We start from the raw sequence: 13,781 nt of genomic DNA on the forward strand, positions 1-13,781 counted from the left end.
TTTAGTTGTTTTTTAGTTTATACAGCTCTACACTGTTATCATTTATGGTTACCAAGAGGTAATCTTGATTTTTAATTTTTACAATATTTAATTTTTGTACAGCTTTTCCGCTTAAATTCAAACCAACCTTATCCGTTAGCTGTATGTCTTTGGCATTATAAATTACAGCTCCTGTAAAAGCGTCAAACCTACTATGATAAGGTTTTACTCCAAAATAATTACCCGCTGCTAAAATATCTTTTTTTCCATCTTGATTAAAATCGTACGTTAAAAAAGTATTTATTGGAGCCAATTGCAGCTTAGAATCAAACTCATGGAAACTAAATTTACCATCTTTGTTCTCGAGCCAACCAGAGCTTAAGGTATGAACATATCGCACGGTTGCTTTTTCCAATATGGATTCATCAAAAATTTCTTCAATGGGTTTACCAGCAAAATCTTTGTAATTGGCAAATTTCTTCCGCATAAGCGAAACCAACTGTTCTGATAGTTCGTCAAAATTAGCGATCGTAAAATAACGGCCATCTTTTTCCGTAGCTATGATGGTTTCAGTTCGTTTATTATCATCAAAATCGGCATAAAACATTTTCATTGGGGCGTCTTTAGAAGCTTTAAATTTACTGTTAAGTCCCCAATTGCCCAGCAGATAATCTTTATCCCCATCGCCGTCCATATCAAATTCAACAATGCTTTGCCACAATCCGTTTAATTTTTCTTCGGAAGGCATTACTTTTTCCAAAACACTGTTTTTATTGCTGAAAAACTGCGGCGCCATCCATTCGCCTACCACGATTAAATCTTTGGTACCGTCGTTGTCAAAATCGCTCCAAATAGCATCGGTAACCATCCCGATATTTTGAAGGGCTTCGTTTTTTACAGGTGTAAAAGAACCGTTTTCATTTTTGAATAGATAAGAATTGGGAAGGGCACCAAAATCGTAAGACACGGCATCGCTACCAATAAAAACATCCATATCACCATCACCATCAAAATCATACGGTTTTACTACGGAAGCATTTTCAAAATAAGCATCTAAAGTCGTTTTTACAAATACCGAGTCTTTATTAGAGTAGAGAACATCATTTAGAGGTTTCATCTTTCCGTAAAAATCACCACCGCCATTCACTACGAAAAGGTCGTTCATTTTATCACCATTGAAATCGGCAATAAAAGCATCGACATTTTCCGTTATAGAATCGTTTTTAACTGTTACTGGCGTTTTTTCAACGAAGGAGGTGTCAGTTTGGTAATAAATCCTAGCAGGTTTAAATTTTGAATTTCCGAAGAAAATATCATCTTTTCCATCGCCATTTAAGTCTCCAACGGCTGTTGCCGGACCTTTATCTGATATTTTATAGGGAATAAGTTTCTGCCGGTTGAAATCTACATAATTGTCCTCTTCGTGCACAAAATCCAATCCGTAATTTTTCTCCACCTTGGTAAAAAGCGGTGCTTTTTTAGTGAACAATGTCGAATAATTAAAAAGGGCGCTATTTTCCTTTTTAGCAACCGTTAGCATTTGGTTTGGTTGCACATTTTTGATTGTTTGATAGGTATTGTCTGGCCATACAACAACCAAAGAATCTATAGGAGTATTTTCAGGATACCCAAAATGAATAAAAGGCTCTGAAGATGCTTGAAAACCTCGTACCGTAAAAAGTTCTCGGTATTGCAACACTCCATTTTGATAGGAAAAAACCTTGCTCCCAATACCAAACGGATTTGGTTTTTTGTAGTTAAGTTTAATCTTTAAATAGTTTCCTTTCCCATCTGTTTTGTTGATGTAAAGCGTTGCTGGTTGATTAATGTTATTGGTAATTAGGTCCACATCGCCATCATTGTCAAAATCTGCCATAGCAGTAGCTCCAGAAATAAGGGTATCTTTTGTGATCCATTTTTCAGATTGATCTTTAAACTGAAGTGCTTCTTTTCCTTCAAAAATGTAATTATGATAGGCTCCCGAAGGCATTAAATCCAATGCTTTTTGGTCGACCAATTTGGTGTTATCAAGTTTTTTTCTAATTTGTTCGTTGGATGTAAATTTTATAAAATCCAAATCGTTAGGTCGCTTCGGGATCCCGTTTGAGATAAAAACATCCTGTTCCCCATCTTGGTTATAATCAGCAAACAAAGCGCTCCAACTCCAATCTGATGCGGCAATACCGCTATAAAGTGCGGTTTCAGCATAATTCTCGCCTTGATTGTTTATTTGAAGCATATTTCGGGTATATTGGTAGTGATAGCCCAAGCGTTCGGTACGCATTTCGAGCATTTGCACATTTTCATCACCAGCCGAAGATTTTAAAACAGTTTCTTCTTCTGGAAGCATATCTAACGAAAGAATATCTGGAAAACCATCATGGTTGATGTCTGCCACATCGTTCCCCATGGAGAATCGGCTAATGTGACCGAAATGTGTTTTTAGGCTTTCCGTAAAAGTACCGTCGCCGTTATTTAAGTAATAATAATCGTCTTCATGAAAATCGTTTCCTACATAAATATCGGGGAAACCATCCTGATTAAAATCGGAAACCGCAACGCCTAGTCCGTAACCGTTAACACCTCCAAATATTCCAGCTTCCTCACTTACGTCTGTAAACCTATCGCCATCATTTCTTAATAATTTATCTCCTGTAGCATAATTGCGTTCGTTTCTAAGCGAAGCTTTTCCAAATGAATCTTGCGTGTGCACGGCATGATTAAGTAAGTAAATGTCTAAATCACCATCCAAATCATAATCTAAAAAAGCGGCTGAAGAACTAAACGAATCGAAATCCAATCCGTATTTTTCGGCACTTTCCGTAAAAGTATTATCGCCATTGTTAATGTAAAGTTCGTTGTAGCCTCTAAAACCGTTAATTCCCACAACTGCACATACGTAGATATCGAGAAATCCATCTCCATTTACGTCTCCCATTACCGCACCTGTATTCCAAGTACTGTTTCCTTCAACTCCAGCAGAAACAGAGATATCTTCAAACTGGAGATTCCCCTTGTTGAGATATAATTTGTTCTTAACTTGGTTTCCGGAAAGGAAAATATCAGGCAAATTATCATTATTAATATCACCAACGGCAAGCCCACCTCCATTATAAAAATAGAGATAATCCAAAATATTGAGTTCGTTGGTTTCTGTGATGGTATTTGTAAAAGTAATGCCAGTATCTTCAGCAGATGGATTACTAAATAATTCTCCTTCCTTTTTACAGGAAACCACCATTAAGAAACATAGTATGTAGCTGAATATTTTAGTCATTTACCTTAAAAATTTTGGGTTTTTCGTTGTTTATAGCAACAAGAATGTAAGTTTCTCCCGATTTATCACTGAATTGAGCTAATTTCTTCACTTCCCCTTTTACAAAGAAACCAGATTTGCTATAATCCTGCCATTCAAAATCACCTTTTCCGTTACCCAGTAAAACGCTACCATAATTAGCGTCCAATCGGGAAAATTGGGGTTTAAACTCATAGTTATTGCCCGCCATGATAAGATCTATATTTCCGTCTTTATTTATGTCTTTACAAGTAATGTCACAAACACAAGAGAACTGCACCTGACTGGGAAGGTTTTTAATTTCGAATTCACCATTTCCTTTGTTCAAAGCAATGATTGTTTCGGTTGTATTGACTTCTTTTACAATGGATTTATCAAAAATTTCCTTTGGAAAAAGCTCTTGAATAGATTTTTTGGAATATTCTGATGCCTTTAAATTTTGTTTCTTAAGAGAGGTAAGCTGATTGGTTAACTCTTTTTTCATGTGTATAGGCATATCTTTGCCTTTAATAGTTCTAGTAACGATTTGCTCTATAGTACCGTTATTGTCATAATCGTTTATAAACATTTTCATCGGTGCCTCTTGATCTGCTTCATAAGCAAAATTGGAGCCTTGGTTACCCAAAACTAAATCCATTTTTCCATCTTCGTTTACATCTATTTCTTCAATGGTGTTCCACCAGCCACTGTAATTATCCAAAGTAGTTGATTTTAGACTTAATCTTCTCCCATTATTCTTTAGAATTTTTGGAGCCGACCAATCACCTACAATAATGAGATCTTTCTTATTATCATCATCATAGTCTATCCATTGTGCATCAGTAATCATCCCAATATTCCTTAGGTCGTATGCCCTACTCTCTGTAACGTTCTTGAATGAACCATCACCTTGGTTTTCAAGAAATAAATGTTTCGGATTAATACCATAAAGCCCTGGAACACTTCTTGAGCCAATGAAAATATCGATATCACCATCATCGTCGAAGTCGTAGGGTGCTATTACAGAAATGTTGTGTTTTGTAAACGGAATTTCAATTGGACTTTTAGAAAATAAGCCTTTTCCATCATTCAGGTAAATTCTTGTTTTGTAATTTTTTGACTCATGTTCTTCATTTCCTCCGGAGCCAACAATCAAATCCAAGTCGTTGTCGTTATCAACATCGATAAAAGATGCAGCGGTGTCTTCAAAAATTATTTCTGAAGAGAATGCCGGTTGCTTTGTTTTAATGATATTACCGTTTCCTTTGTTCAAATAAATATTTCCTCCCTTATTTTTTGCGCCGCCAATGTAGAAATCCTCATTTCCATCATTATCAATATCTCCGATGGCAATTGCTGGTCCTTCTTGGGATGTCATTTTAGAAATAAGACCTTCATAATCAAAATCCACGAAATTGTTTTCAATATGTGCATCGATGGTAGTAGTGGAAACTTCTGAAAACAACGTTTCATTTTTCACTGCCTGAGTCTTTACATAAGAAGTTTGGGCCTCTTTCTGTCGAAGCGTCACCGTTTGGTTCGTCTTTACGTTCTTGAGTTTAGTGGTCAGGTCGTTTGGCCAAATCACTTCGATAGAGTCGATTGTTTTGTTATTTCCAGTTCCAATTGTCATTGTATAATCCATGGAAGATTGAAAGCCTCTAAACGGGATATGCTCATACAATAACGTTTTATCCCCAGTATAAAGTCTAACAGCAGAACCAATAGCAAATGTATTGGCATCCTCCCCAACTAATTTCAATTTGATGAAATTGTTTTCAGTCATCTTTTCACTATTATTTCTATACAAAAAGGATTGCATATTAACGTTATTTACCACTAAATCTAAATCACCATCATTATCCAAATCACCATAAGCAACACCATTAGACATGCTTGGTTTATAAAGCCCCCATTCTTCGGTTTCATCTTTAAATGTAAGGTCATGATTGTTTTTAAAAGCATAATTAGGAATTGGTTTTACAGGCATTTTATCAATAATAGAATCAATAGCTTGCTTTTTCCCTGTTAATGCCATTTTTTGAATAATTTCATTGGCGAAGAAGTTAACAAAGTCAATGTCTGTTAAGTCGTGGTTGATCCCATTTGCCACATAAATATCTCGGTAACCGTCATTATCCATATCGAATAAAACACCGCCCCAGCTCCAATCGGTCTTAGCTACGCCACTGAAGTAAGCAATTTCTGAAAAACTTTCATTTCCATTGTTTACTTGCAAGGTGTTTTGCATGTATTGTTGATAGAAATCCTTGCTTTGTTTCAGCTTAAAAATATCATACCCTTCATATTCCGTCACTGTTTTAGTTCTCTCATCTCCTTCCGGAAGCATATCTGTAATAAAAATATCTGCTAGACCATCATTATTAATATCAGACATATCTACGCCCATTGACGATAAACTTAAGTGTGAAGTCCATTTCTTAATTTCCTCTCTAAATGTTCCATCTTGATTATTGATGTAAAGGTAATCCCGTTCGTAAAAATCATTGGAAATATAGATGTCCGGATAGTTATCTTGGTTTATATCGCTTATCATAACTCCTAAGCCGAAACCAATTAGACTTCCGTATATGCCTGCCTCTTCACTTACATCTACAAATTTGCCATTATCATTGCGGAGCAGCATATCACCAACCCCCTTAAAAATATCTGGCACCCCTTCCCAATCCTGAGCGCGAACTTGTCTTTGAGCCGCATAACCGAGGCTACTAACTGGGATATTACTGTTATTTAAAATATAAGCATCAAGATCTCCATCTTTATCGTAATCAAAAAAAGCGGCATGGGTTGTAAAACCTGACTTGGCCAAATTGTACTCTTCTGCTTTTTCTGTAAAAGTGAGGTCACCATTATTAATGTAAAGATCATTATCATGATTGTTCCCCTCCATGTTTCCGGCGTTACAAACGTAAATATCCAGTAAGCCGTCACCGTTTATGTCAACCATCGTTACTCCAGTAGACCAAGGCTTGTCCCCTCCAACACCAGCTTTGTCGGTGATGTCTTCAAATTGCAAATTCCCTTTATTTAAGAACAGTTTATTCTTGCCCATATTGGCGGTAAGATAAATGTCTGGCAGGCTATCATTATTAATATCGCCAATAGCAACACCACCCCCGTTATAAAAGTTTCGGTATTTGAAAATATTAAAGTCTTTCTGATTTTCAATCTCATTTATGAAATCAATACCGTTTTCTTCTGTTGGAAGTAAAGAAAAGAGTGTTTCCTTTTCAGGTTCTTTCTCTGTATTTTCCTGTACTTTTTGATTACAAGAAACGATTAGGGATGTTATGAATAAAAAAATGATGCTTCTCATGGTAATTTCTTTAGTAAAATAACAGGCTTATTATTATTTATGGTAATTATATAATAGGTTTTATCCTTAATTCTAATTTGCTTTATATCCCTGGCTGGGCCGGAAACATTAAAGTTTTGATTTGCAGCAGAAACAAAAAATCCTTTTTGATCGTTGAGAAGGAGTAGTCCATGGAATGCATCCTGTCTTCCAAGTTGCGTACTTATCTCGTAATTGTTTCCTACCAATAAGAGGTCTTCAAAACCGTCGTTGTTAAAGTCGCTTTTTTCAATTGCATAGATTGCCGAAAGTTGTGCTTCCTGTGGCAGAATATGTGTTTTAAACTCGCCACCTCCAAGGTTTTCAAGATAAAGTGATTTCAATTCGTACACTTTTTTTACCTCGGCAGTCTCTATTTTTTCCTTCGGAAGCAATTCTTTAAAGGAAGCTTTGGCAAAATCGTTATAGGAAAGAAACTTTTTATTCAGGAAAGGCATTTGTTTTACCAATTCGTCCTTAGATGAAAATAGGGTTTCTTCGCCTTTGTAGAAATAAGTAACAATAGGTTCTGCACTTCCGTTATCGTCAAAATCATTCTTATAAAGTGTAATAGGAGTATTTTGAGTTGCTTTAAGTCGGGTGTTGTTCCCGAAATTTCCTACTACAATATCTATATCTCCATCTTTATCGAAATCGCCTGTTTCAATGCAATTCCACCAACCAGATGTATTTTCTAAATGATTATTCTGAAGTTTTAATGCTTTTCCGTCGTTAATGAACATAGAAATAGGCATCCACTTTCCTACAGCAATCAGGTCGAGCAAGCCATCGTCATTTAAATCTGCCCAAGCTACAGATTCTACGTTACCTATTTTTTGAAAATCAATGGCAAATTCTTCAGTAATATCTTTAAAATTACCGCTGCCGTCATTTTCAAAAATAAATTGCGAAGAATTTTCAGCAAAACTTCTTGGAGCACCGTTGGAAGTAATGCACAAATCTAAATCATCATCGTTGTCTATATCTACAGCCTTTACACTAGAAGTATTTAAGAAAATGTTTCTGAATTGAAGAGTATCTTTTACCAAAATTCCACTCTCATTTCTGTAAAGTCTTGGTTGCAATGGTGCTCCTGTTGTAAATTCATTACCTCCGCTCACTACCATTAAATCCAAATCGCCATCATTGTCAGCATCAAAAAAGCAATTATCAACATCTTCATTTTTGGCGTCTGGTTCGAATAATTCGGGCTGACTCAAATAAAAATCACCTTCTTTTTGCTGAAGAAAAAGCGCAGAAGCCTGCATCTTTGCCCCGCCAATAAACACGTCTTCCAATCCGTCGCCATTAACGTCACCAACAGCTACCTTTGGACCCTGATTGGTATTGGCGTACGGAATTAAGGGGTCGCGGTTAAATTCAACTGAAGTGAAATCTTTGTGTTTAAAAGAAATTAAGGAATCTACATTTTCTAAATACGAAGTGTTTTTTTGAACCCCTTTAGTAGATTTCCTTTCGGCATTGGCGTACTTTACAATTATTTTTCCGTTGACACTCGGATTTTTTATGGTTTCCGTTTTCCCATCAGGCCAAATAACTTCCAAGGAATCAATAACAGCAAAGTTGCCCAACCCGAAATGCAATTCTGGAGCCACAGCCGACATAAATCCTCGGGTAACATAATTTTCAGCAGAAAGTGTAATCGAATCCAGATACATATTAACTTTCGTACCTATACCCAGTTTATTTTTTTCAGGACCTTTAAAATTAATTTTTAGGTAGTTATTGCTTTTCTGCTTTTCCCTGTTGTTATTTTTCAACACAAAAGCTTCTTCATTAACGTTATTTACTACCAAGTCTAAATCACCATCGTTGTCAAGGTCGGCATAAACCGCCCCATTGCTATAAGAAAGTCTTCTCTCAAACCAATCTTCAGTAGCATCTACAAAATTTGCGTTGTTTTCATTTTTGAAGAAATAATTGGGCACGTGCTTTTCAGGAATTTCCTTGATGAATGCCATGTCTTCCTCCTTCATATTCTGTCCCAATCGTTTCTGAATATTTTCATTCGCTATAAAATTGATGAAATCCATATCATTTGTAGCTCCCAAAATGCCGTTGGTAATGTACAAGTCCTTTTTTCCATCATTATCAAAATCTGCCAGTAAAGGCGCCCAAGACCATTCAGTAGCCGCAATCCCGCTAATATGCGCTATTTCCTGAAACTTCATTTCCCCGCTATTAAGGTGAAGTGTGTTTTGCATGTATTGCGGATGGTAACCGTTTTTAAGGTAACTGCTATACGTTTGAAAGTTGTATTCGGTACCTGACGTTTTATAACTTTCCAAATTTTCAGGCAACATGTCAACAGAAACAATATCAAAATTACCGTCGTTGTTAATATCAGCTATGTCATTTCCCATGGAATAATGAGTGGTGTGCCCAAGAATGGTTTCATCTGTTTCAGACACATCAATAAACTGGCCATTGCCCTGATTAATGTAGAGATAATCATTCTCAAAGAAATCATTCCCAACATAAATGTCGGGGTAATCGTCATTATTTACATCACTAACAGCCAAGCCCAGACCGTAACCAATTCCGCCTTGGTGAATCCTTACCTCTTTAGAAACATCTACGAAACGTCCTCCATCATTCCTATAAAACCGATCTCCATATAAACTATCTACCGAATTTCTTTTTTGTCCCATTCCGTACATCCGGTTAGGATGTGTGGAATGATTCAGTAAATACATATCCAAATCGCCATCCTTATCATAATCAAAAAAAGCACTTTGTGTAGCGTAAGTAGCAATATCGAGTCCGTAGTTTTTTGCCTCTTCATTAAAAATAGGAATACCTTTATCATCATTCCCTTGGTTCACAAACAGTAAGTTATGTCCACTGGGCGAAAGCGCACCTACTTTACACACATAAATATCCAACAAACCATCATTGTTAATATCCACGGTTGTAACACCTGTAGTCCAACCAGTATCATTTTTTATATTAGAAAGCTGGGTAACATCTCTAAATTGAAGGTTTTTAGAATTAATATAGAGTTTGTCTTCGGTTTGATTAGCTGTAAAGTAAAGGTCCAACCAACCATCATTATTAAAATCCCCAGCAGCCACCCCAGCTCCATTATAAAAATAGAGATAGGTAAGAATATTTAATTCTGGAGTACTGGTAAGTTGATTTTTAAAATAAATATTGGTTTCTGAAGGTGATTGAAGGGTAAAAAGTTTCTGCTCCTTGTTGCAGGATAGTAGAAGGACAGCAATTGGTATGTAAATAAATATCTTTTGCATGTAAGTTTAAAGCACCTTTCCTAAACTGGCTTTGGCTTTAAGTTGATAAATCTATTATGATTTTAAACAAAAAAAGCTAACTTGGAAGCTAGCTTTTTATCGTATTGTATGAAATTGTATAACTAATTGAACGGTGCTAAAATAGTAAGTTTTAGCATATATTTAGATTAATGGGAGATGAAAAAGATTAATGAAAAGTTAATAAGGTTAAGCATTAATTAAGCAATAGATTTTTGCTTGAAAAGTTTGGTTATTTGAGGTGCAAATGTTGAATTTTAGAAAAGTTTATATCGTTGTTTTCATTGTTTCGGTAATTGGTTTAGCCGTTATACAATATCAATACTTAAAAATTGGATTGAACTTGGCTAAAGTCCAATTTAACACCAAAGTTGGCGATGCTTTACAGACTGTAAAAAAAGACTTGAGCACTCAAAATGAGCTTACTTTTTTAATGGAGCAAGCAATTACAGGCAACGACCAGTATTTTTCTCTAAGCGTCGATAGTATTCAAGATGCTTCCAAGCATTTTTTAAATGATTTTTTGATAGATCGCTTTTTGGAACAAGGCGTAAAAACGGAATTTAGTTACCGACTCTTTAAAAATGACAGTATCGTTTACTTGACCTCTCCAAATTATGTTGTTTCAGAAAATAAATCCCTAACCTATCCCATCGTACTTTCTGGATACCTACCTGAGAGAACTCAAAAGCGGTTGATCTTGGAAATTCAATTTGAAGATATCAACAGGTATTTTCTTTCACAGTTAAACGGACTCACAATTCCGAGTTTGATATTTATCATAGCAATAATTTTAGTGGTGATATGGGTTTTGCGGTCTTTTTACTGGCAGCAAAATATTATTACCAAGACTAATAGTTTTATAAATAATTTGACACATGAACTAAAGACTCCGGTTTTTTCAATTGGTTTAGCCACAAAATTATTAGAGGAAAAGGCGACCGATTCCCAAAAACCTGTCTTAAAAATTATCCGCGAACAAAATGCCAAATTAAAAACACACATTGATAAGGTATTGGATTTAGCCGGCCTAGAAAACACCAAAAAGTTAATAACGCTTACAAAAGGTGATTTTTATCCTGAATTGAAAAAAATAGCAACGTCATTCCAAGAAATCTCTAAACTGGAACAAGTAAATTTCGATTATTCCTTGGAAGAACCTCCATACTACATTTTATTTGATGCAACTCACCTTGAAAACGCAATCAATAACTTATTGGATAACGCAAAGAAATATACAAAAACCGATCCCCATATTGAACTTAAAGCATTCAAAGAAAATACTAACTTGATCATTCAAATATCCGATAATGGAATAGGTATAGGGAAAAAACAGCAAAAAGAAGTTTTTAAAAAATATTTTAGAGTAGATACCGGCGATCTACATCCCGTTAAAGGATATGGTTTAGGACTTAGTTACGTAAAAGAAGTGATTTCAAGGCACAGGGGGAAAATAAATTTAATAAGCGATATAGGCAAAGGAACCAAAGTAACGATCACATTACCATTAAAAGAACAATAAGATGAAAAAAATATTATTGGTTGAAGATGATACCAGTTTAGGATATTTGTTGACGGAATATCTTAAAATGAAACAATTTCAAATGGTGTGGGCTCAAAATGGAGAGGAAGCCTTAAGCGTATTGGAAAAGGAAGATTTCAACCTCATAGTGATGGATGTAATGATGCCGAAGATGGATGGATTTACGCTCGCGGAAAAAGTACGCGATCTTTACCCTGCGATGCCGTTTATATTTCTTTCAGCTCGATCCTTAAAAATCGATGTTTTAAAAGGCTTTGCCCTAGGGGCCGTTGATTATTTAAAAAAACCAATCGATGAAGAAGAATTGGTGGTACGCATTGAAGCTTTATTGTCACGGTTAAATCCACCTGAAAAAAATGAAAACCAATCTACTAATGCAATAAAAATAGGGCTTTATACATTTGACCCCCAACTTCAAAAACTTATTTCATATGATGAAGAAACAACTTTAACCTCGAGAGAAAGCGAGTTGTTGTTGTATTTGTATAATAGAAAGAATATTTTGGCTTCCCATAAGGAAATTCTTACCAGCATTTGGGGAGAAAGCAACTACTTTAACCGAAAAAGTTTAAATGTATTTGTTTCTCATCTACGTAAATATTTAAGTAAGGACCCTCACATTTCAATTGACAACATTCATAACAAAGGATTTCTTTTTAAAATTGAAGAATAATTGCTGAAGGCTGTAATTCAACTATCAACAAAAGAAAAACGCCCCACAAGGAGGCGTTTTTAAATGATTTATAAATTACCATTTGTAATTAGTAACCTTCATTTTGAATTAAATTCGGGTTAGTAATGATAGCATTTGCTGGAATTGGAAACAATACTCTAAAACTCTCCGTATTGTCTTTAAATTCCCATGTTTCATTAAATCTACCAAAACGAATAAGGTCATTTCTTCTCCAGTATTCACCATATAATTCCCTCCCTCTTTCGTCAATGAGATCATCTTCGGTTAAAGAATTTAAAGGTTGGGCATCTCTTAAGGTTCTTAACTCATTAACAAGTGTAAGTGCCTCTTCACTAGAAGTTCCACCTCTTAAAATAGCCTCAGCTTTCATTAAATGAGCATCCGCATATCTAAATAAAACTAAATGGTTGGCAAACGAGCCATTTCTAGGACTGTATTTAAGTAACCGAATACCTGTAACTTCATTATTTCCTAATAGTCCGGGTAAGTCTTTTGTATAAGATAATGGACCACCAGGTCTATCTTTAAGCTCTTGTCCTTTAGGGCCGTACTGCTGCCCAATTAGAAAGCCAAAACCAATATTGGTACCATCTTCAATTCCGTCGTTATCAATGTCATTGGCATCTCCAGTTGCGGCAATCCCTTCTGTTGGCACGTATCCTCTTCTTTCCTCTTGGCCAGAACCAGGATAGTTGCTAGTTGGATCACCTTCAAATAAATCATAAAATTCAGCTAAAGTTGTAAATCCATTCCAACCACCTCCAGTATTGTCTGGAGCTCCTTGGTTGTAATGCATTCCGTTCCAAATTCTATTCCCCACACTTGAAGTTGTAAACAATATTGTTTCAGTATCGATGTCATCAGTGAAAAGTTCGAAATAACCTTGTTGAAGCGCAAAGCCTTGGCTCTGAATGGCATCTACCAATTCAACAACTCTTGTCATATCAGCAGCTTCAGGTGTGCCTGTTCCTAGATAGATATGTTTATTAAGCAAATATTTGGCCAACAAATATTGAGCTGAAGCTTTGGATGCCTTGTTAAGACCGCTGCCAGGTGCAGTGCTAGGCAAATCTGCAATGGCTTCATTTAGGTCTTTAACAGCAAAATCAAAAGCTTCTGCCCTAGTCATAACACTTGGGATAACATCTGGACCATCTTCAGGATTTCTAAAGGGAACTTGGCCATATAGATCAATAATCCAAAACATACTATAAGCCCTCAAAAATTTAGCCTCTGCAGCTTGTTGAGGAGTAGGATTGCTAAGAGGATCAATAATAGTGGTAGCGTTATAAATATTAGAATTTTGCTCATTCCAAACAATACGTATAAATTTGTGAGTAGTACTCCAAGTATGGGTGTGTAACGTTCTCCATAGTCCATTATCCCCCCAATCCGTTCCTCGTGTGGGAACCAAAAACTCATCTGATGAGACTTCAATCATCCCATAAAGATTTTCTTGATTTTCCACCTGTCCTCTCACGGCGTTATACAGGTTTTCTAAATTTTCACCAGCATCTACCCCGGTGAATTCCCCAGAAAGATTTGGAAAACGTGAATCCGTTTCTTCTATCTCTAGATCGGTACAACCGACTGCTCCTAAGAGCAATGCTGATAATATTAAGTTATATATTTTATATCTTTTCATG

6 protein-coding genes are annotated in these 13,781 nt (G+C 35.8%); 2 read left to right on the forward strand and 4 right to left on the reverse strand.

Annotation, left to right across the window (positions count from 1 at the left end):
* Position 1: 1 nt before the first annotated feature.
* From NDQ75_RS02885 to NDQ75_RS02895, 3 genes are read right to left on the reverse strand one after another with little or no spacing between them, the layout of a single operon-like run.
* Positions 2 to 3,256: a VCBS repeat-containing protein gene (locus NDQ75_RS02885; RefSeq protein WP_202027875.1), complete on the reverse strand. Its 3,255-nt coding sequence runs from the start codon at positions 3,254 to 3,256 to the stop codon at positions 2 to 4.
* Positions 3,249 to 6,590, reverse strand: a complete 3,342-nt coding sequence (locus NDQ75_RS02890; protein WP_202027876.1) for a VCBS repeat-containing protein — start codon at positions 6,588 to 6,590, stop codon at positions 3,249 to 3,251. The genes NDQ75_RS02885 and NDQ75_RS02890 overlap by 8 nt, the downstream gene beginning before the upstream one ends.
* Complete coding sequence (locus tag NDQ75_RS02895; protein WP_202027877.1) at positions 6,587 to 9,880, reverse strand: VCBS repeat-containing protein; 3,294 nt, start codon at positions 9,878 to 9,880, stop codon at positions 6,587 to 6,589. Before NDQ75_RS02895 ends, NDQ75_RS02890 begins: the two co-directional genes overlap by 4 nt.
* A gap of 265 nt (positions 9,881 to 10,145) precedes the next feature.
* On the opposite strand from NDQ75_RS02895, the gene NDQ75_RS02900 reads away from it, so the two are divergent.
* Entirely contained in the window at positions 10,146 to 11,420 is a 1,275-nt protein-coding gene (locus NDQ75_RS02900; protein ID WP_202027878.1) for a sensor histidine kinase, read from the forward strand.
* A gap of 1 nt (position 11,421) precedes the next feature.
* The gene (locus NDQ75_RS02905; RefSeq protein WP_202027879.1) at positions 11,422 to 12,114 is read left to right on the forward strand and encodes a response regulator transcription factor; all 693 of its coding nucleotides are present in this window, start codon (positions 11,422 to 11,424) and stop codon (positions 12,112 to 12,114) included.
* A gap of 88 nt (positions 12,115 to 12,202) precedes the next feature.
* Here the strand turns inward: NDQ75_RS02905 and NDQ75_RS02910 are convergent, their stop codons facing one another.
* Positions 12,203 to 13,780 (reverse strand): RagB/SusD family nutrient uptake outer membrane protein, encoded by a 1,578-nt coding sequence (locus NDQ75_RS02910; protein WP_202027880.1) that lies wholly within the window; start codon positions 13,778 to 13,780, stop codon positions 12,203 to 12,205.
* Position 13,781: the final 1 nt, after the last annotated feature.

It is taken from the genome of Galbibacter mesophilus (assembly GCF_023721415.1).
GTDB lineage: Bacteria > Bacteroidota > Bacteroidia > Flavobacteriales > Flavobacteriaceae > Galbibacter > Galbibacter mesophilus.